This is a genomic window from Aeromonas sp. 601027, assembly GCF_049174455.1.
GTDB classification, from domain to species: domain Bacteria; phylum Pseudomonadota; class Gammaproteobacteria; order Enterobacterales; family Aeromonadaceae; genus Aeromonas; species Aeromonas veronii_A.
Genome location: NZ_JAAKTN010000008.1, coordinates 163,569 through 182,823 on the forward strand (window position 1 = coordinate 163,569; position 19,255 = coordinate 182,823).

General features: G+C 61.0%; 15 protein-coding genes. 9 read left to right on the forward strand and 6 right to left on the reverse strand.

The features are described 5' to 3' along the window. The first annotated feature begins 49 nt into the window (after nt 1–49). Nucleotides 50–1,648, forward strand: coding sequence for a glutamate--cysteine ligase (gene gshA / locus G5193_RS12325; RefSeq protein ID WP_421206100.1), 1,599 nt, complete (start codon nt 50–52; stop codon nt 1,646–1,648). An 81-nt stretch (nt 1,649–1,729) separates the two neighbouring features. Here the strand turns inward: gshA and G5193_RS12330 are convergent, their stop codons facing one another. Beyond that, entirely contained in the window at nt 1,730–3,520 is a 1,791-nt protein-coding gene (locus G5193_RS12330; protein ID WP_421206101.1) for an AMP-dependent synthetase/ligase, read from the reverse strand. 227 nt (nt 3,521–3,747) lie between these two features. Between G5193_RS12330 and G5193_RS12335 the strand changes: the two genes are divergently transcribed. After that, on the forward strand, nt 3,748–4,248 hold the full coding sequence (locus tag G5193_RS12335) for a hypothetical protein (protein ID WP_406596058.1): 501 nt from the start codon (nt 3,748–3,750) through the stop codon (nt 4,246–4,248). A gap of 7 nt (nt 4,249–4,255) precedes the next feature. Here G5193_RS12335 and rimI read toward each other — a convergent pair whose 3' ends face one another. Next, on the reverse strand, nt 4,256–4,705 hold the full coding sequence (rimI, locus tag G5193_RS12340) for a ribosomal protein S18-alanine N-acetyltransferase (RefSeq protein ID WP_216952883.1): 450 nt from the start codon (nt 4,703–4,705) through the stop codon (nt 4,256–4,258). Nucleotides 4,706–4,814: 109 nt separating this feature from the next. Beyond that, complete coding sequence (locus tag G5193_RS12345; RefSeq protein WP_227341928.1) at nt 4,815–5,249, reverse strand: DNA polymerase III subunit psi; 435 nt, start codon at nt 5,247–5,249, stop codon at nt 4,815–4,817. Between the two features lie 313 nt (nt 5,250–5,562). Between G5193_RS12345 and G5193_RS12350 the strand changes: the two genes are divergently transcribed. From G5193_RS12350 to prfC, 4 genes are all read left to right on the forward strand, one after another. Beyond that, a complete protein-coding gene (locus G5193_RS12350; RefSeq protein WP_266134770.1) occupies nt 5,563–7,176 on the forward strand; it encodes an ATPase RavA domain-containing protein in 1,614 nt (537 codons plus the stop codon). A gap of 9 nt (nt 7,177–7,185) precedes the next feature. Further along, nucleotides 7,186–8,640 carry an ATPase RavA stimulator ViaA gene (viaA, locus tag G5193_RS12355; RefSeq protein ID WP_216952886.1) on the forward strand — a complete coding sequence of 485 codons (1,455 nt, stop codon included), beginning with the start codon at nt 7,186–7,188 and terminating at the stop codon, nt 8,638–8,640. 195 nt (nt 8,641–8,835) lie between these two features. Continuing rightward, nucleotides 8,836–10,683, forward strand: a complete 1,848-nt coding sequence (locus tag G5193_RS12360; RefSeq protein ID WP_421206102.1) for a diguanylate cyclase — start codon at nt 8,836–8,838, stop codon at nt 10,681–10,683. 219 nt (nt 10,684–10,902) lie between these two features. Continuing rightward, nucleotides 10,903–12,489 carry a peptide chain release factor 3 gene (gene prfC, locus G5193_RS12365; RefSeq protein ID WP_005349018.1) on the forward strand — a complete coding sequence of 529 codons (1,587 nt, stop codon included), beginning with the start codon at nt 10,903–10,905 and terminating at the stop codon, nt 12,487–12,489. Nucleotides 12,490–12,738: 249 nt separating this feature from the next. Here the strand turns inward: prfC and G5193_RS12370 are convergent, their stop codons facing one another. Together G5193_RS12370 and mdtH are read right to left on the reverse strand one after the other, a co-directional pair. Continuing rightward, nucleotides 12,739–13,650: a bifunctional helix-turn-helix transcriptional regulator/GNAT family N-acetyltransferase gene (locus G5193_RS12370; RefSeq protein ID WP_005340520.1), complete on the reverse strand. Its 912-nt coding sequence runs from the start codon at nt 13,648–13,650 to the stop codon at nt 12,739–12,741. Nucleotides 13,651–13,789: 139 nt separating this feature from the next. Continuing rightward, nucleotides 13,790–14,986: a multidrug efflux MFS transporter MdtH gene (gene mdtH / locus G5193_RS12375; protein WP_421206103.1), complete on the reverse strand. Its 1,197-nt coding sequence runs from the start codon at nt 14,984–14,986 to the stop codon at nt 13,790–13,792. A 92-nt stretch (nt 14,987–15,078) separates the two neighbouring features. Between mdtH and G5193_RS12380 the strand changes: the two genes are divergently transcribed. Next, nucleotides 15,079–15,972: a LysR family transcriptional regulator gene (locus G5193_RS12380; RefSeq protein WP_005340524.1), complete on the forward strand. Its 894-nt coding sequence runs from the start codon at nt 15,079–15,081 to the stop codon at nt 15,970–15,972. Between the two features lie 32 nt (nt 15,973–16,004). On the opposite strand, the gene G5193_RS12385 is transcribed toward G5193_RS12380, so the two are convergent. Then, a complete protein-coding gene (locus G5193_RS12385; RefSeq protein ID WP_421206104.1) occupies nt 16,005–17,780 on the reverse strand; it encodes a M4 family metallopeptidase in 1,776 nt (591 codons plus the stop codon). Between the two features lie 346 nt (nt 17,781–18,126). Here G5193_RS12385 and G5193_RS12390 point away from each other — a divergent pair, with 346 nt between their 5' ends. Further along, nucleotides 18,127–18,681 carry a GNAT family N-acetyltransferase gene (locus G5193_RS12390; protein WP_005340529.1) on the forward strand — a complete coding sequence of 185 codons (555 nt, stop codon included), beginning with the start codon at nt 18,127–18,129 and terminating at the stop codon, nt 18,679–18,681. Then, nucleotides 18,681–19,232 (forward strand): ribosomal protein S5-alanine N-acetyltransferase, encoded by a 552-nt coding sequence (gene rimJ, locus G5193_RS12395; RefSeq protein ID WP_421172239.1) that lies wholly within the window; start codon nt 18,681–18,683, stop codon nt 19,230–19,232. Before G5193_RS12390 ends, rimJ begins: the two co-directional genes overlap by 1 nt. Nucleotides 19,233–19,255: the final 23 nt, after the last annotated feature.

Below are 19,255 nucleotides of genomic sequence, written 5' to 3' on the forward strand. Positions count from 1 at the left end.
AAAAATCAAGAGCCGCCCCGGATGGGGCGGCCTCACATGAGCCGTGAATATGACTACAACAAGCTTGTCGCTCACCGAGTTGCTGAATGCGTTGGGATCACCGGAGCGCCTCACCGCGCTCAAGGGGATCCGGCGCGGGATCGAACGTGAATGCCTGCGCATCACGCCGGATGGCCGACTCGCCCAGAGTGACCATCCCCGGGCGCTGGGCTCGGCCCTGACCCATCCCAATATCACCACCGACTACTCGGAGAGCCTGCTGGAGTTCATCACCCCGGCCACCGACTCCATCGACAGCCTGATGGAGCAGCTCGGCGACATCCATCACCATGTGATTCAGCATCTGGGTGACGAGCGGATTTGGCCGCTCTCCATGCCCTGCTTCGTCGGCGGGGAAGAGAGCATCCGGCTGGCCCAGTACGGCAGCTCCAATATCGGCAAGATGAAGACCCTCTACCGTCAGGGCTTGAAGAACCGCTACGGCAGCCTGATGCAGGTGATCGCCGGGGTGCACTTCAACTTCTCCATGCCGGACAGCTTCTGGAGCGAGTGGCAGGAACTGGAGTGCGTCGGTTGTTGCAGCCAGCGCTTTATCTCCGACAAGTACATGGGGCTTATTCGCAACGTCTACCGTTTCGGTTGGTTGGTCCCCTATCTGTTCGGCGCCTCTCCGGCCATCTGCGAATCCTTCCTCAAAGGGCGCAAGAGCAACCTGCCGTTCGAGAAGACCGGCAAGGGTACCCTCTATCTGCCTTACGCTACCGCGCTGCGTCTCTCCGATCTGGGCTATACCAACAGCGCCCAGGCGGGGCTCAAGATCAGCCACGACAGCCTGCCGGCCTATGTCAGCAGCCTGCGCCGGGCGATCAATACCCACAATCCCGACTTTGCCAAGATCGGGGTCAAGGTGGATGGGGAGTATCGTCAGCTCAATGACAACGTGTTGCAGCTGGAGAACGAGCTCTACGCTCCAATCCGTCCCAAGCGCACCCCGCGCAGCGGCGAGAAGCCCTCGGATGCGCTGGATCAGCGCGGCATCGAATACATCGAGCTGCGCACCGTGGACGTCAACCCCTTCACCCCGCTCGGTATCGATGCCGACCAGATCCGCTTCTTCGATCTGTTCCTGGTCTGGTGCTTGTTGCGCCCCTCTCCGGTGCTGAGTGACGAGGAGATTGCCCGCAACCGCCGCAACCAGAACAAGGTGGTGCTGGAGGGACGTCGTCCCGGCCTCGAGCTGGAGGACGAGCAGGGTCATGCCATTGGCCTCAAAGAGTACGGCCTCAAGCTGTTCGACGAGCTGGCTCAGGTGGCCGAATTGCTGGATCGCTGCTGCGGCCGTAACCACTATCGCAAAACGCTGGCAATGCACCGTGAGAAGCTGCTCAATCCGGATTTGACCTACTCCGCCCGCATGCTCAAGGAGCTGCTGGAGAGTGGCAAGGATAACGGCTGTTACGGCGACAAGCTGGCGACCCGCTATCGCGAGGAGCTGCTGGCAGGGGAGCTGCAATACTGGGATGAGGCCTACTTTGCCGGTGAGGCGAAGGATTCCCTGGCCAAACAACGGGAGCGCGAGCGCAGCGACAGCCTGTCATTCGATGACTTCCTGGCCGACTACTTCGGTACCAGTACCACCACGGCCTGAAGGCGGGTTCGTACCGACCCAAGTGCCAGCAAAAAGCCGCTCGAGTGAGCGGCTTTTTTATTTCTCTGAACCTGAGCGATATCAGACGTGGTTATACATGGCCTCGATTTCGCTCTGGTACTTGGCCTCGATGATCTTGCGGCGCAGCTTCATGGTGGGGGTCAGCTCACCCAGCTCCATGGAGAAGGCGCTCGGCAGCAGGGTAAACTTCTTCACCTGCTCGAACTTGGCCAGCTCTTTTTGCAGATCGGCGATGCGGGCTTCGAAGAACTCCATTACCCGGGAGTGGCGCAGCAGCTCGGTCTTGCACTGGTACTGCAGGTTGATGGAGCGGGCGTACTCCTCCAGCGACTCGAAGCAGGGGACGATCAACGCCGAGACGAAGTGGCGGGCATCGGCGACGATGGCGATCTGCTCGATAAAGCGATCCTTGCCGATGGTCCCTTCCACCAGTTGCGGGGCCACGTACTTGCCGTTGGAGGTCTTCATCAGCTCCTTGAGGCGCTCGGTGAAGTAGATATTGCCCTGGCTGTCGAGCTCACCGGCATCGCCGGTACGCAGGAAGCCATCCTCGGTCATCACTTCGGCGGTGGCGTCCGGCTTGTTGTAGTAGCCGCGCATCACTGTGGGGGAGCGCACCAGCAGCTCGTTGTTCTCACCCAGCTTCACTTCGATGCCGTTCAGTGCCGTGCCGATGGAGCCGAGCTTGAACTGGCTGTCTTCGTAGCAGCAGACGGTGGCGGTGGTCTCGGTCATGCCGTAGCCGTACTTGAGGTTGAGCCCCATCGCCTGGAAGAAGAGGTTCACATCGTCGGCCAGACGGGCGCCCGCCACCGGCAGGAAGCGGGTGCGGCCGCCGAAGCGGGCGCGCAGCTTGCGAAACACCAGTCGCTCGGCGAGCCAGAGCTGGCCGTAGAGCAGCGGGGAAGCGGACTTGCCCGTCTGACGGGTGGCAACCATCTGCTTGCCGACACGGGTTGCCCAGCCAAACAGGGCGCGCCGCAGAGCCGGAGCCTGAGCGACTTTGGCCTGGATCATGGCATAGGCCTTCTCGTAGAGGCGCGGCACGGCGCACATCACGGTCGGCTGCACCTCGCCAATCACATCCATCACCTTCTGCGGATCGCGGATATAGACGTTCTCGGCGCCGCAATAGAGCACGTAGTAGCTCCAGGCCCGCTCGAATACGTGGCTGAGCGGCAGCATGCAGAGCGACACATCCTGCTCGTTCAGATCGAGGCGGCTGTTGTGCATCTCGAAACAGGCGGCGATGTTGTTGAAGTCGAGCATGACCCCCTTGGGCTCGCCTGTGGTGCCGGAGGTGTAGATCAGGGTCAGCAGATCATCCATCCGGTACTGGGTTTCCCGCTCGCGCAGCTCCTGCTCACTGGGTTGATGGTTGCCGGAGACCAGAAATGTCTGGAAGTGGCTCGCCTGCTCACAGCCGCGCAGGTTGACGCTGCCATCGAGGGCGACGATCTGGCGGATCTCGCCGCTTTCAATCAGTTTCAGCGCCTGATCGAACTGGGGTTGCTCGCCAACGAACAGCACCTTGATGCCGGCATCTTTGACGATGTAGCGCAGCTGATCGAGGGTGCTGGTGGGATAGATAGGGACGCTGACACCGCGGGCGGCCAAGATGCCGAGATCGGCCTGGGTCCACTCCGGCATGTTGCGGGCATAGATGCCGACCATCTCGGTGGGCTGGTGGCCGGCACGGATCAGCGCCTGTGCGCAGTAGTCCATGGCCTGGCCCAGAGTACGCCAGCCGATGGTGCGCCACTGGCCATCTTGCTGAACCCGCAGGGCAGCCTTGTTGCCAAGCTGGGCAATACGTTCACGCATCAGTCGAACCAGATGAAGCTTCGGCATCAGTTAAACATCCTTTAATTACAGTTGTACGCCCGCAAGGGCACTAAAAATCGGGCTAGAGTTTAAACTCCAAGATTACAGCTTACAAGTGTTCGCTGTTTGTCTTGGATCACAAAGAGTGCAAATAGCTCTTCCTTTGTGCAGAGTGGCCGATACTGCAAAGGAGCAAAGGGAGAGTTAACGATATGAATCTATGGATGAAAGGGGCATTGGCCGTGATCGTGCTCATGATGGTGGGGGGCGGGGCGGCCTGGTACTTTCTGGGCAAGACACAGCAGCCTGCGAATCCCTGGTATGAAGGGGCGGAGGGATACCAGCAGGCCCAACAGCAGGCATTGGCGCTGGGCTATCCGCTGCTCTATGTGCTGGAGACCCCCAAGTGCCGTCGCTGCAAGGCATTGAACGAACGCTTCTGGCGCAGTGAAGAGATGAGAGTGCCGTTGAGCCGATTGGTCAAGGTGCGGCTCAATCCGGGCAAGGGGGATGGTAGTGAACAGATCCTGCGCCGTTTTCCCAAGGTGGCCACACCGCCCGGCATCTATATCCAGCAGCCGGGTCAACCCCTCAAACCGATCAAGATAGTGGTGGATATACAGCAGATATGGATGCCGGGGAAAACCTGGCTGCGGGGCTTCTATATGCCGCTTTCCGCCGCAGGATTCGAGGCGGTGGTTCACACCACTCTCTCCTTGCAGGATCCGGCGATGGATAACGCCCCCCTCGATTGAGGCGGGATCAGCTGAAGTCGAACAGGCGGGACATCAGTACCGCATCTTCCCGATCATTGCCGGTGCCGTAGTAGTCGGCGCGGCGGCAATACTCGGCAAAGCCGGCGCTCTCGTAGAGGTTGATGGCGGTCTGGTTGCCTGCCCGCACCTCGAGAAACCAGGCCTCTGCCCCGGCTTGTTTGCTGCGAGTCAGGTAGGCTTGCAGCAGTGTCCGTCCCAACCCCTTGCCCTGAAATTCGGGGTGGACACAGATATTCATCAGCGAGCTGTCTCCGGCCACCAGATCCGAGATATAGAAGCCGGCCGGGCGACCATCGACCAGCATCAAGCCGTTGAGATAGCGAGGACCGAAGCAGGATAGCAGGTTGGCCTGGCTCCAGGGCTCCTTGTGGGCGGCCTGCTCTATGGGATAGACAAGGTCGAAATCGGCTTCGAGCAGGGGACGAAACTCAGGCATGTTGACTCCGGGTGACTGGGTGGAGGATGTCGGGGTTGGCAAAGACGACTTTTGTAAAATCAGGTAAAAAGAGCGGCTTCCAAGAGGGCGTTGAAGGCATGATGCAGGATCATGCCGTACTGTTCGCCAGGTGTCGGCGTAGTTGTTGCCACAGGGCGCGCTTTTGTGCGGCACTGGGGGCCAGCGGACAGATCAACGCATCGGGTCGTTCCGGGTTGGCCTCCGTCAGCCAGAGCAGCGGTGAGGCATCCGCCGTTTGCAGGTTGGCAGGCGGCAGCTCGCTGAGCAGTGAGACCTCGTCGGGGGTCATGCCGAGCAGCTGGCAGATATCCGCCAGCAGCGTGGTGGCAGGCAGCTGAGGCGCCAGCAACCAGAGTTTGCCGCTGGGCAGCGGAGCGCGGGTGGCCGGTGCTGTCTGGTCGGGCTGCACGGCATCTTGCGCAAGCTCGGGTACGAGATCTGCACCCAGCAATGCCGGACGACGCAGTTGCCAGCTTTGAATGCCCATGCGGGCCAACATGCTCTGACGAACGGGATCTTGCATCTGGGGCGACTCACTCTTGATCTGCGTTGGGGAAAATTGTGTTGCGCAGGGTACACTCGAACCGCTTTTGCTGCACCCTTTGCAACGCATCATCTGGCGCATGCGGGCATGGTGCCATCACGACACTGGCTATGCATGGGCGCAGCACGCTGCCGATACGGTATCGCACTGCCTTTGCGTTTTTTCCTGCCAGAGGCGGGTATTGTGCGGCAAGAGATACCAGAATAAACATCATAACAAGACAAAACCCAAGGTCGAGCAAATGGATATCACGCCTTGGGGCTAACATCATCCCAGCTTCGGAACACTCTCTATGTCGTCTTTAGCTCAAGCCCAGAACCCTGCGCGTCTTATTCCCATCCAGGAGCGCCTGCCCCGGCTGCTGGCAGCCCTTGGTGAGGGGCTTTATGAACGGCAGGATGCCCTGCGCCTCGGTCTGCTGGCAGCCCTCAGCGGTGAGAGTGTCTTCTTGCTGGGGCCACCCGGTATCGCCAAGAGTCTGATTGCCCGTCGCCTCAAGCTGGCCTTTCACGACGCCCGCCACTTTGAATATCTGATGACCCGTTTCAGCACACCGGAGGAGGTATTTGGCCCCCTCTCCATTCAGGCGCTGAAAGAGGATGGCAAATACCTGCGCCTCACTGCCGGCTATCTGCCGGAGGCTGAGGTGGTGTTCCTCGACGAGATCTGGAAGGCGGGTCCCGCCATTCTCAACACCCTGCTCACCGCCATCAACGAACGGCAGTTCCGCAATGGTGATAGCCAGCATCCCATCCCCATGCGGCTGCTGGTGACCGCCTCCAACGAGCTGCCGGCGCCGGACAGCGGGCTGGAAGCGCTCTACGACCGGATGCTGGTGCGGATCTGGATGGACCGGGTGCAGGAGAAAGCCAACTTTCAATCCATGCTGGCCAGCGACGGTCACGCCCACCAGAATCTGCCGGAATCCCTGCAGATCCGGGGGGATGAGTACGAGCAGTGGCAGAGCCAGATTGAGCAGGTGCGCCTGCCGGATGCCTGTTTCGAACTTATCTATCAGCTGCGCCAGCAGCTAGACAGCCAGCTGGCCCATCGCTGTTATGTGTCGGATCGCCGCTGGAAGAAGGCGGTACGGCTCATCAAGGCGAGCGCCTTCTTCAATGGCCGCGATGAGGTCGCACCGGTAGATCTGCTGCTGTTCAAGGATTGTCTCTGGCATGACGAGGAGTCCCGCACCGCCCTGCTGGAGATGATGACCGAGTTCTCCCGTCTCTACGGTTATCAGCAACTGGCCTTGACCCGCCAGCTGCTTGCCCTGCGGGATCAATTCAAACAGCTCAAACAGGGCGTGGCACAACGTCTCTGCTGCAAGGCGCGCAAGCGCAAGCAGTGGTTTGGCCGACGGGCGAGGGGGATCGAGATCCCGCTCGCCAACGCCAGACCCTTTGGCAAGCAGGTGCACTTCCATCTGCTCACCCCGGCACCGCTGGATGGCAGCGATCCCGAGCGTCTCACCAGCACCCTGGTGTTCGATCGTACCCTGCTTTCCCATTGGCATCCGACCGGCGAGGCGCTGGTGGGTTATCAATATGGCAACCCGAAAGAGGGACACTACGAGCTGGTACTTGACGATGAGCTGCGCCTGCAGGTGCTCGATATCCAGCGCCAGCAGATCCCGCTGGTATTGATGGAGCGCAACGCCATCCCCGAGGTGGTGCTGGAGCCCTGGCTGCAAGCGCTTGATGAGCTGCTTGCCCAGGTTGGCAAGGTGGTACTGGAGCTTAAACAGCAGCGTACTCTGTTCGATCGTCATCGGCAGCACCTCTTTATTGCCCAGCGCTGGCTGCAACAGGTGGAGGACAGCTTCTTCGTGCTGAGCCGGGATCTTGAACTGCTGCGCGGCGAGCTGACACAGTGGCGCGAGCGGTTGCCAAGGCTGGACGAGTAAGGAGCGCTCATGCTTGAGATTGGCATGCTGGATCTGGGGCTCCTGATCGGTGAAGGGGAGCTGGCAGGGGAGGTGGCACTTTTGCTTGCTGCGTCGCCCAAGATCTCCGAGTTCATCAAGCGCTCCCCGCTGCAGGGCAAGCTGCTGAAAAAGCGCCTGCAGAGCTGGGGTGAGCAGCTTGGCGAGGAGATCCGTCACAAGCCGGTGCCGGTGGCGCTGGAGCAGGAGTACCTGCTCTATCAGGCGCACCGGCAGTTGCCGATGACCGAGCTGATTGGTCGCCTGCCCGCCCTGCTGGAGTCGCTGGATCACTACAGCCCCTTTGCCGGTGAGGCCCGTTCGCTGGTTCGCCAGCTGATGGCTCACCCCACCGAGGGGCTGCGCCAGCTCTTTATCGACAAGTGGCGTGCCAGTCTGGTGGGGAGCCTGCTGCAACTGCAGCAGCAGATCGCCGAGGCGGAGCGGGAGAAGCAGCGTCAGGAGATTGAAGATCAGCTGCTGGCGAGCCGCACCCTGGCCGATGCCCTCGATCCGAACCAGATCTCAGCCGGTGGTCTTTGGGATCTGGCGCAGGGGCACTGGCACAAACGCAGTCTGGTGCTGGTCAAGCAATACGCCCGTATGTTGCAGCGCGAGCCCTTGCTGGCGGAGATTGCCGCTCTTCTCGGGCGCAGCGAGCGGGATCGCCGGGCGCAGGAGCAGCCGGTGCCACCGGTTCAGGTGCTGGAGCTGGAGCCCGCCCCCAGCGACGATGTGCCGGACGACCTGGTGGGCATCCACCAGGCGAGCGACCTGATGCGGCTACTGCCAAGCGAGGCGGTGATGCTGGGGCTGCCGGAGCTGGAGCTGGAGTTCTACCGCCGCTATCTGGAGCGGCGCCTGCTCAGTTACCAGTCACGCGGCACCTTGCCGCGCCAGCGCATCATGCTGCGCACCCCGGAGCAGGGGGGGCAGCAGTTGCAGCAGCGGGGCCCCTTTATCGTCTGTGTCGATACCTCCGGCTCCATGGGGGGCTATCCCGAGGAGTGTGCCAAGGCACTCTTTCTTGCGCTGCTCAAGGTGGCGATGGATGAGAAGCGCGGTTGCTACCTGATGCTCTTCTCTACCGAGGTGGCGACCCTTGAGATCACCGCCGATACCGGACTGGACAAGGCGGAGCGCTTCCTCTCCATGAGCTTTCACGGTGGTACCGATCTGGTGCCTTGTCTGGAGAAGGCGCTGGTCAAACTCGATGAGCCCGCTTTTGCCAAGGCAGATGTGCTGGTTATTTCGGACTTTATCGCTCAGAGTCTGCCCCATGCCCTGCTCGAGCAGATGAACCGCTATCGCCAGCGCCAGACCCGCTTTCACGCAGTGGCCATGTCCCGGCACGCCAAACCGGCACTGTTGCGGGTCTTTGACAACAGCTGGCTGCTCGATTGCGGTCTGCGCGGCCGGCTACTGCGGCGCTGGCAGCATCATTAGTTACCGGGAGGGAGCCAGCCCCCTCCTTCGCTCTGTATCCCCCTCCTCATTCCAACGTTATGATATTGCTGTAAAATGTGAGATGAAACCCATTCAAGTCCTCTCTCCTTGCGGTAGCCTTTACAGCCGTTGTTACAGGGTGATTTTCCGGTATCGGGTCGCCTGCTGCTCTTTCCCCATTCATCCGGAGTGTTTATGAGCCGACTTGCCTTGCTGCTGTTGCTGGCGGTATTCGGGCTGGCAGCCAGACCCTTGTCCCCCGAGCAGTTGGAAAATGAACTGGAGGAGATGGAGCAGGTCCATCAGCCTATCGAGTTGCTGCGGGAGCGCGTTGCTCGCTTGCTGCGGGATGGCAGCGACTATCCACCGTCCCAGCTGATGCGGATCAGTCGTCTGGCTTGCTGGGCCCAATCTGCCGATGACATCCAGGCGTCTCGCCGTGCGATTGCGTATGCCGACAGCCAACTGGTGCTGGCTCAACAACGGGGAGATGACGCAGCCATTGCCGAGTTGCTCATCTGTCGTGGCTGGTTCAATCAGCTGCTCGGCGAGGTGGCACAGGCCCGTCGGGATTATGATGAGGGGCTGCGGTTGGCAAGGGAGGCCGCTGTGCTCAAGCTGGAGGCGCTGGCGCTGTCCCACCGGGGAGCCATGTTGTCGTTTCAGGGGGCGTCAGGGCAGGGGCTGGTGGATCTCACCAGGGCGCACGACATCTACGAACGGTTGGGATTGACCACCTGGTATAACCGGGCGCAGCTCGAGATTGCCGCCGCGTTTCGCCGCATGGGTCTCTATGCCGAGGCACTCACTACCCTGAACCGGTTGCATGAACACTTTGCCCACAACCATGACGGGTTCGGTTTGGCCAGGATGAGAGAGCAGCTGGCTCTGGTCTATCTGGAGACGGGGCGCTATCAGGAAGCGCAGCAGGAGCTCGAACGTAGTCTCGCCTTTTTGCAACAACCCGAGTACCGGATTGAACATGCGGATCGTCAAGTGATGCTGGCGGAGGCTCTGCTCGGTCTGGCGCGCCTGGAGCAGGCCGGACGCTTGCTGGCGCAGGCAGCAGGTGTGCTCACCCCTGAAGTTGATCCTATCCTCCACGCCCATCTCGAGCTGGTAATGGCGAAACTGCAGGTGAAAATGCGGGATCCGGCCCCGGCCTTGATCGCACTGGCGAAGATTGAACCGATCCTGAAGGCTGAGGGGCACACTCGTTACCTGATGGATCTCTACGCAGTGCGCAGCGAAGCATTCGAGCTGCAAGGGGACTATCCGGCTGCGCTGGCGGCCTTGCGGGATCATTTGGTGCAAGAGCAGCGCCTCGACCAGATGCAGCGAGAGCAGAGTACAGCCTGGGTGCGCGGCCAGTTTGAACTGACCCGCCAGGCGGAAGAGAACAAGCGATTGCGGGTCGAGCAGCAGTTGCAGCGGCAGGAGCTGGCGCAGAGCAAGGAGCGTCGCTTCTGGTTGCTGGTGGTGATGGTGCTCTGCGGTGGAGTGGCTCTGCTGACGATGAGGTGGTTGCTGGAGCGCAATCGTCGGATGCATCGGTTGGCCTTTACCGATGAGCTGACCGGTATCGATAACCGGCGTCGGGTGTTGGTGGATGGGCGCGAGCACTTTGAGCTGGCCCGCAGGCAGCAAATGCCCTTTTCTCTGCTGCTTTTTGATATCGATCACTTCAAGCGGATCAACGATTCGCTGGGTCATCATCAGGGCGATCGGGTACTGCAGTGGGTATCCCGAATGGTGGCAAGAGAGTTGCGGCAGCAGGATCTGCTGGGCCGTACCGGTGGAGAGGAGTTTTTAGCACTGCTGCCGGAGACGGGGCTGGAGGAGGCGTCCCGTTTGGCTGAGCGGATCCGCGCCAGGGTCGGCCAACGGGCGTTGCCCGGTTTGTCCCATCCGGTGACCATCAGCATCGGGTGTGCCTGCCAGCGCGATGATGATCAGGATCTGGCCGCGTTGATCCGTCGTGCAGATGCTGCTCTCTACCGCGCCAAGGGGGCTGGGCGCAACCGGGTGGAAACAGACAACTGACGGACTGGGTATTTTTCACCCGTACGGGTATAATGCCGCGCAATTTTGCTTTGACTCAGGCGAGAAGACCCATGTAACGCAACCCTCCTCCCTCTCTCCACCAGGTTGGCAACACGCCAGCTGGCGTGGCTTTTGTTGCGTATACATGTGCCGTGAGCGGCATTCCGGATTTATTCCCACGGTGGCTGATGCCACCGCTCAATAGAAGAACGTTGAATTATGTCAGCTGAATTTCTGAGTGAAGTCTCCAAGAGACGCACTTTTGCGATCATTTCGCACCCGGATGCGGGTAAAACCACCATCACTGAAAAAGTCCTGCTGTTCGGACAGGCCATTCAGCGCGCCGGTACCGTCAAGGGCCGTGGCTCGGGCCAGCACGCCAAATCCGACTGGATGGAGATGGAGAAGCAGCGTGGTATCTCCATCACCACCTCGGTGATGCAGTTCCCCTATGCCGATTGTCTGGTCAACCTGCTCGATACCCCGGGTCACGAGGACTTCTCTGAAGATACCTACCGTACCCTGACCGCGGTCGACTGCTGCCTGATGGTCATCGATGCCGCCAAGGGTGTTGAAGACCGGACCCGCAAGCTGATGGAAGTGACCCGTCTGCGTGATACCCCTATCCTCACCTTCATGAACAAGCTGGACCGCGAAGTGCGCGATCCGATGGAAGTGATGGACGAGGTGGAGCGCGAGCTGAAGATCATGTGCGCCCCGATCACCTGGCCAATCGGCTGTGGCAAATCCTTCAAGGGTGTCTATCACCTCTACAAGGATGAGACCTATCTCTACCAGAGCGGTCAGGGCCACACCATTCAGGAGAAGCGTGTAGTCAAGGGGCTGAACAACCCGGATCTGGATGCCGCCGTCGGCGAAGATCTGGCCCGGCAACTGCGTGACGAGCTGGAGCTGGTGCAGGGCGCCTCTCCCGAGTTCGATCACGATGCCTTTATCGCTGGCGAGATGACCCCGGTCTTCTTCGGTACCGCACTGGGTAACTTCGGTGTTGACCACATGCTGGATGGCCTGACTGACTGGGCGCCGTCTCCTATGCCGCGCAAGGCCGAGAGCCGCGAAGTGGTGGCGACCGAGGAGAAGTTCTCCGGTTTCGTATTCAAGATCCAGGCAAACATGGATCCGAAGCACCGTGACCGTATCGCTTTTATGCGTATCGTGTCAGGTACTTACAGCAAGGGCATGAAGATGCGCCACGTGCGTATCGGCAAGGATGTGAACATCTCCGATGCCGTGACCTTTATGGCCGGTGACCGTGAGCAGGCGGAAGACGCCTTCGCCGGTGACATCATCGGTCTGCACAACCACGGTACCATCCAGATCGGCGACACCTTCACCCAGGGTGAGGATCTCAAGTTCACCGGTATCCCGAACTTTGCACCGGAACTGTTCCGCCGCATCCGCCTGCGCGACCCGCTCAAGCAGAAGCAGCTGCTCAAGGGGCTGGTCCAGCTCTCCGAAGAGGGCGCGGTGCAGGTATTCCGTCCGCTGATCAGCAACGACCTCATCGTTGGTGCGGTCGGTGTGCTGCAGTTTGACGTGGTGGTCTCTCGTCTGAAGAGTGAGTACAACGTCGAGGCCATCTACGAGGCGGTCAACGTCTCCACCGCCCGCTGGGTGGAAGGGACTGACGTCAAGAAGTTCGAAGAGTTCAAGCGCAAGAACGAGGTCAACCTGGCCCTCGATGGCGGTGACAACCTCACCTATATCGCGCCGACCATGGTCAACCTGCGCCTGGCCCAGGAGCGTCACCCCGACGTGGAGTTCCGCCAGACTCGCGAGCACTGATAACGGTTTGTTTGCCTGTTGGCAGATAATCAAAGAGACCCCGCTTCGGCGGGGTCTCTTGTTTTGTGCCGTTTTGCCTGTTTAAGGAGGGATGCAGGGGGGAATGGTTCAGCATATACCAGTCGCAAGCAGCCCTCACCCTAGCCCTCTCCCGGAGGGAGAGGGAACCATCAGAGGTCTGCCTGAAAGATCGCGGAAGTGTTTTGCCCCCTTCTCCCCTTGCGGGAGAAGGGTTGGGGATGAGTGGGGCTACCCCAGTGTCAGCACCATACAGATCTCGCAATCCCCGTGGCCGGTGCAGCCAAGGGGGCCTGGCAGATGTTCAAAGCCCAGTGATTCATAGAGGCTGGTGGCTTCGCGCAGTACCTCAGTGGTCTCCAGATAGCAGCGGCGATAGCCCAAACCACGAGCGGCATCCAGTGCCTGCAATACCAGCCGTTTGCCAAGGCCCAGTCCGCGCAGGGCGGGCATAAAGTACATCTTCTGCAGCTCGCAGACTCCCTCTTCTCCCGCCAATGGCGCGATACCACCACCGCCGAGGATGGAACCGTCCGGCCCTTCGATAACCCAGTAGCGACTCTTCTCCCCCTGATAGCTCTGGGAGAGGGTGTCGAGATTGGGATCCGAGACCCCATACCCTTTGTCGGCGGTGAGGCCATATTCGGCCGAGACGGCGCGGATCACCAAGGCGATCTGGGCATTGTCCGCCGCCGTGATGGGGCGGATCTGGTAACCCCGCTGGCGACGGGCGCGGGAGAGGGCGCTGCGATAGAGACGTAATCCTTGCCACAACTGCTCCCGCTCGGGCAGGCTCAACTGCGCCAGCATCTCTTCCATCGCCCCGTCCATCTCCCGGTGCAACTCCAGCAGCATCCCCTGACCGTTGACGGTGAGGCGGGCCTCCTTGCTGCGGCCGTCGGAGGGGTGCGGGTGCCAGCTGATAAGCTCCCGCTCGGCGAGGCGTGCCAGCGGACGGCTGGCGTTGGATTTGTCGATGTGCAGCTTTTCTGCCAGCTGCTGGTTGGTGGCCGGGGCGTTTTCCAGCTCGATCAGCAGGTGAGCCTCGATGGGGGTGAGGGCCAGGTTGCCGCACTGCTGGGAGAGCATGCCGAGTTCGCGAACCAGATCGCGCGACAGGGCGCGCAGGGGACGGGGATCCATATCGTGGTTTCCTGTTTAGTTGTGCATGACAACTAAAATAGCGTAAAAGTTGTAATTCGCAACCTTTTGCTGTGATGGCTTGCAGAATATGTGGTAAGCGGCAGCCCCGCTGATTGGGCTGCCGCAGGTGGGGCGGTCGTCAGGCGGCGGCTCTGATAGCCAGCTCCGGGCGGCGGGAGAAGCAGCGGGCGAGCAGCAGCATGGTGGCGACGCCTATGGTGCCCAGCACCAGCCAGGGGAGGGCCGGTTGTCCCTGTTGCAGCGAGAAGTCATAGAGGGTGCCACCGCCCACGTAGCCGGTCATGCCTCCCAGCGCCAGTCCGAGGCGGCTGAAGCCCATGTAGCTGCCGCGGGCTGTGGGGTTGGCCAGCCGGGTCATCAGGGTCTCCCGGGCCGGTTCACAGATGATGATCCCCAGATAGAAGCAGGCCAGCAGTACGAAGATGCCGGAGAGGGTGCTGACGAAAGCGACCAGCCCGATCCCCACCGTCATCAGCAGGATACCTGCCATCAGTCGGCTCTCCAGCCGATAGCGCCGCTCGCTGAAACGGGCGATAGGGTAGAGCAGCGCCAGTGACAGCGCCGTTTCCAGGCTGTACATCCAGCCCACCGCCGTGGTGGTACCGGAGAGCTGCTTGACCAGAATGGGGAAAATCAGCATCACCTGTACCCACAGCATGTAGTAGCCGCTCAGGATCAGCACCAGTCGGCAGAAGGCGCGATCTGCCAGTACTTGTCCCAACCCTTCTCGCATCGGAGTCGGTTTGACCGAGAGGCGGTAGGCGGGCAGCAGGGTCCAGTTGCAGAGAGCCGCCAGGGTGAAGAGCCCGGCACCCAGCAGGCAGACATAGGTGAAGTCAAAGCGCAGCAGCCAGCTGCCTAGCAGGGCACCGGTGACGGCTCCCGCGCTCTCCAGCATCATCAGCAGGGAGATAAAGCGGCCCCGCTCATGGGGACGGGTAAATTTGATCACCAGTGCGGCCCGTGGCGGATCGAACAGGCAACCGCCCAGTCCGGAGAGGAAGCAGGAGAAGATCAGCATGGCGCCGCTGTCGGCCCAGGCCAGGGTGGCAAAGCCGACGGCGCGCAGCAACATGCCGGTGACGATGAGCGGGCGGGCGCCGAAGCGGTCGGCGAGGGAGCCGCCGAAGATCCCCAGTCCCTGCTGGGTCAGCTGGCGCAGGCCGAGGGCCAGCCCCACCAGACCGGCGGCCCAGCCGAGTTGATCGACGAAGCGCAGGCTGATCATCGGCATCACCACAAAGAAACCCAGGATCACCAGTGTGGTATCCAGCGCCAGAAACCAGCGTCCCCAAAACCTCGCCCTATCGACCATAACGCCCTCTCATTCACAGATACCTTCATTCTGGAGAGGGTTTAGATATAGTGGTAGACGACAACTACCTATATTTCATATCAGGATTATTTATGTCTATGGATCTGGACGATCTGCAACTGCTGCTGGATGTGGCCGAGCTGGGCAGCTTCAGTCAGGCGGCGGCCATTCGTGGCTGGTCACAGCCGCTGGTGAGCCAGCGGATTGCCCAGCTGGAGGAGAGCCTCGGGGCACCGCTGTTTCAGCGTCATCGGCGCGGGGTGACGCCGACCCGTGCCTGCGAGGAGTTTCTCCCTGCCGCCCGCTCGGCGCTGGCCACTCTGAGTGAAGGACGGTTGGCACTGCAGGGGGCACCTGCACTGCCCTGTATCCGTCTCTCCAGCCTCCCTTCGCTCACCTCGGTGGTGTTTGGCTCGCTGTTGATGGAGCTGGTGGATGAGCCGTTCGAGATCCGCTGCACCACGGATCACTCCGGCGAGATCATGCAGTCGCTGCTGACTGGCGAGGCCGATATCGGCTTTGTACTCAAGCGTCCGCCGGTTGCGGGCCTGCAGATGGAGCTGCTTTGCTGCTCCCCCATTATCGCTATCGCCTCGCCATTGCATCCGCTGGCCGGTTGTCACGGCCTCACCCTGGAGGATATTGCCGACCAGCGGCTGGCGCCTCAGGTATGGGGGCCGGGGTGTGACGTCTTTATCCAGCAGTTGCGGCGGCTGCGGCGGGCGGCCAGCCCCCTGCATGCGGTGCAACCCGCCAGTGCAGCGCGGGATCTGGCGCTGGAACACGGGTTTATCACCCTGATGCCGGAGCTGGCTATCAAGCGGGATCTGGAGGTGGGGCGGTTGGTCAGGCTCGATGTGCGCAATCTGCCGCAGGAGCATTGGGATGTGATGATGGCGTGGCGCGGTGGCAAGCGGCCCAACCCGGCTCGGGAAACCGTGTTGGCCACCGCCCGCACGTTGGCGAAACGGTGGCGCAATGAGTAGAACGATGCGGGACAAGACCCGCATCGGGTGGATCAGTAGCTGGCCTTGAGGGTCACGCCACTGAACGCTGCAAACCCTGACAGCTGCACATGCCAGGTGCCCGCCTTGGGATTGGTGAACGAGCAGCTTTCGTTATTGCCCCCCTTGTAAGGACGGCAGTCGTAACTGCTGCTGGTGGGGGCGCTGCCAAAGCGGACGTAGAGGTCGGCATCTCCGGTGCCACCACTGCTGCTGATCTGCAGCGACCTGGTGCCCGCCGGTACGTTCAGGGTGTAGTTGAGCTTGCCACCCTTGCTGGCGGCGAGGTTGCTCACCGGCACGCCGTTTTGCAGCACGTTGTCGCTCGGGGGCGGCGTGCTGCCGCAGCTGGCATCGACCCCGACGGTCTGGAAGGCCCGTGCCACATCCGCCTGACTGTAACCCAGATCGGCGGTCGCCCGGCTGACGCCGCAGGCCCCTTGCTGATAGTTGGTGCTGGCGCCCCAGTAGAGGCGGTTGGCCAGCAAGAAGACTTCAAATGCCTTGCGGGTGTTCCAGCCACTGCTGGTGGCGAGCAGGTAGAAGGCGCGGTTATAGACCCCGGAGCTGTGGTGTACATCCATCCCCTCCTGATAATCCGCGGCATGGCCGATGGATCTGCCATCCCGAGTCGGATCCTCGAAGTAGCGCAGGGAGCCGTTGCCCTTGAAGATCTGGGCACCGACCAGCCAGTCGTTGCTCCCCTTCATGTAGAACTCGGCCGCTTCCCCCGCCATATCGGAGAAGGCCTCGTTGATGCCGCCGGATTGTCCTGAATAGATCAGCCCGGAGTTCTGCTCGGTAAAGCCGTGGCTCACCTCGTGGGCCGCCACATCGAGGCTCACCAGCGGGTGGAAGGTGGTGGCGCCGTCACCGAAGGTCATCTGGCTGCCATCCCAGAAGGCGTTCTCGTAATTCTTGCTGTAGTGAACCCGCATCTTCAGTTTGAAGGTGAGGGGCGCCGTGTTGTACCAGTTGCGGTACATGTCGAACACCACGTTGCCGAAGTAGTGGGCGTCGTTGAGGGGCGAGTAGGCGCCGTTGATCTCCTTGACCCGGTTCTCCGGGCAGGTGAACTGGTGGATGGTGCCGCCAGAGGTGGCGTGGTTGAGGTTGATGGTATCGACGTTGGGGCTGGTCATCCGGCAGTTGTCATCCACGATGAGCGGGCCAAAATCGGTGCCGTAGACGTATTTGCCGGTCTTGATGTTGCCCCCCGGGCCGGTCGCATCCTTGTGGTTGATCCCCTCCCAGCGTTTGAGCTCCTCACCGCTCTGGGCATCAAGAATGACGAAGGGGCGGCTGGGCTTGTCACCTTCGGCGATGAAGGAGACCTGATAAACCAGCCGGGCCAGCCCGTTCTTGTCCTGCATCACGTAAAGCTTGATCTGCTCGTTGCTCCCCTTGCTGCCCGCCTTGGCCTTGCTGGTGGCATCCTGTGGCGAAAGGGTTGCGACCGGGCTCGCCACATCCTGATCGATCTGGCGCAGCATGCGCCCGGTGGCCTTCTGCAGCTGGCCGCTCAGGCTCTTGTCAGCCACCACCACCTGACCCATTACCGGGATGCCGTTCCAGACCTGCTCGTAGCGGATCCGCTGCTGGCCGTTGGGCAGCTGGACCACCCGTACCTGACGAAACTCGCCATCTTCCAGTTGCAAGGTAGCACTCGCGGCACTGAGGCCGGTTATGGCCCGGATGCCGTTTGTCGTTACGTTGATCTCTACCTCTTGCGCCGCCAGTGCGGCGCTTCCCCAGCAAGCCAGCGCAACGGCCAGATAAATTTTATTCATCTCTTCTTTCCTTAAATCGATGAGGTTGATAAACCGACCGAAGGTCGGGCGTTTTGAAGCTAGTGCCGGTGGGGGAAAGTACCCCCTGTCAAAAGTGACAGAGCAGCACAAAGGGGTAGCAGGATCTGCCAAAGTGCCGTTTGTGGGCATTCGTCGGCGCCATGTGGAGAGCATTATCCGGTTTCAGACACCCACCCTCCTCTTTTGAGGGAGGAGAGATCGTGCGCAGTCACCCTCTGCGAAGCCTGCCGGATGAGGGCCGTAAAAGTGGCTGGCGCGGCCAGTGGCGATTGGCTACATTGGGTGCTGGTTTTCGATTTGATCACTGATTTGAAAGGAGAATCCCATGTTTTCATGGCAGTTGGACGACGAGCTTGCGCTGCTCTTCTTGCAGCCCGATATGGCGAGCGAACTGTTTGCCCTCTGCAATGACAACCGGGAGTACCTCTCCCAGTGGCTGCCCTGGCCGCCACTGATCCAGCGCCCCGTTGACAGCGCCCTCTTCATTCGCAGTGCCATCGAGAAGTTCGCCCGCGGCGAGGGGCTCACCACTGCCATCGAGTATCAGGGGGAGGTGGTGGGGGTTATCGGTTACAACAGCATCGATCACGACCTTGGCAAGGTGGTCATCGGTTACTGGCTGGCGGAGCGCTGGCAGGGCAACGGTATCATCACCCGTGCCTGTCAGGCCCTGATCCACCACGCCTTCGAAGAGATGGGGATGGAGAAGGTGGAGATCAGCGCCGCCACCGATAACGAGCCCAGCAGGGCTGTTTGTGAACGGCTCGGGATGCAGCTTGAGGGGGTGACCCGGCGCGCAGAGCGGCTGGGCAACCGGATTGTGGACCATGCCCACTACAGCTTGCTGCGCGATGAGTGGCTAAGACAGAGGGAGTCCTGATGGCGCTGCCACATATCAAGACGGCCCGCACCCACCTGACCATACTGTCGCCGGATCAGGCCCCCATGATGCTCGACTTCTACCAGCGCAACCGTGCCCATCTCGCCCGTTGGGAGCCGCTTCGGGACGAGCACTTTTACACCCTCTCGTACTGGCATGCCCGGCTGCAGGACAGCTACAGCCAGTTCTTCAACGGCACCGGCGTCAATCTGGTGGCCCTCGATCCGGCTGGCGAGCGGGTGATCGCCACCTGCAACTTCAGCAATATCCTGATGGGGGTCTTCCAGGCGTGTCATCTGGGCTATGCCATCGACCAGCAGCATCAGGGACAGGGGATGATGGGAGAGGTGCTGTCAGTCGCCATCGACTACCTGTTTCGGGAGCACGATCTGCATCGCATCATGGCTTGCTATATGCCAGCCAATCAGCGCAGTGGCGCCTTGCTGGAGCGGCTCGGCTTCGAGCGGGAGGGATTCGCGCGGGCGTATCTGATGATCAATGGTCGCTGGGAGGATCACATCCTCACCTCGCTGATTAATCCGGCCCCCTGAGCGACAGATAAAAAAACGGGCCC

Coding starts and splice junctions, on each gene's coding strand:
- G5193_RS12390 (WP_005340529.1), top strand. CDS start 18,127: ATGTTTTCATGGCAGTTGGACGACGAGCTTGCGCTGCTCTTCTTGCAG.
- prfC (WP_005349018.1), top strand. CDS start 10,903: ATGTCAGCTGAATTTCTGAGTGAAGTCTCCAAGAGACGCACTTTTGCG.
- G5193_RS12370 (WP_005340520.1), bottom strand. CDS start 13,650: ATGGATCCCCGTCCCCTGCGCGCCCTGTCGCGCGATCTGGTTCGCGAA.
- G5193_RS12345 (WP_227341928.1), bottom strand. CDS start 5,249: ATGCAAGATCCCGTTCGTCAGAGCATGTTGGCCCGCATGGGCATTCAA.
- rimJ (WP_421172239.1), top strand. CDS start 18,681: ATGGCGCTGCCACATATCAAGACGGCCCGCACCCACCTGACCATACTG.
- viaA (WP_216952886.1), top strand. CDS start 7,186: ATGCTTGAGATTGGCATGCTGGATCTGGGGCTCCTGATCGGTGAAGGG.
- G5193_RS12360 (WP_421206102.1), top strand. CDS start 8,836: ATGAGCCGACTTGCCTTGCTGCTGTTGCTGGCGGTATTCGGGCTGGCA.
- mdtH (WP_421206103.1), bottom strand. CDS start 14,986: ATGGTCGATAGGGCGAGGTTTTGGGGACGCTGGTTTCTGGCGCTGGAT.
- G5193_RS12330 (WP_421206101.1), bottom strand. CDS start 3,520: ATGCCGAAGCTTCATCTGGTTCGACTGATGCGTGAACGTATTGCCCAG.
- G5193_RS12335 (WP_406596058.1), top strand. CDS start 3,748: ATGATGGTGGGGGGCGGGGCGGCCTGGTACTTTCTGGGCAAGACACAG.
- G5193_RS12380 (WP_005340524.1), top strand. CDS start 15,079: ATGTCTATGGATCTGGACGATCTGCAACTGCTGCTGGATGTGGCCGAG.
- gshA (WP_421206100.1), top strand. CDS start 50: ATGACTACAACAAGCTTGTCGCTCACCGAGTTGCTGAATGCGTTGGGA.
- G5193_RS12385 (WP_421206104.1), bottom strand. CDS start 17,780: ATGAATAAAATTTATCTGGCCGTTGCGCTGGCTTGCTGGGGAAGCGCC.
- G5193_RS12350 (WP_266134770.1), top strand. CDS start 5,563: ATGTCGTCTTTAGCTCAAGCCCAGAACCCTGCGCGTCTTATTCCCATC.
- rimI (WP_216952883.1), bottom strand. CDS start 4,705: ATGCCTGAGTTTCGTCCCCTGCTCGAAGCCGATTTCGACCTTGTCTAT.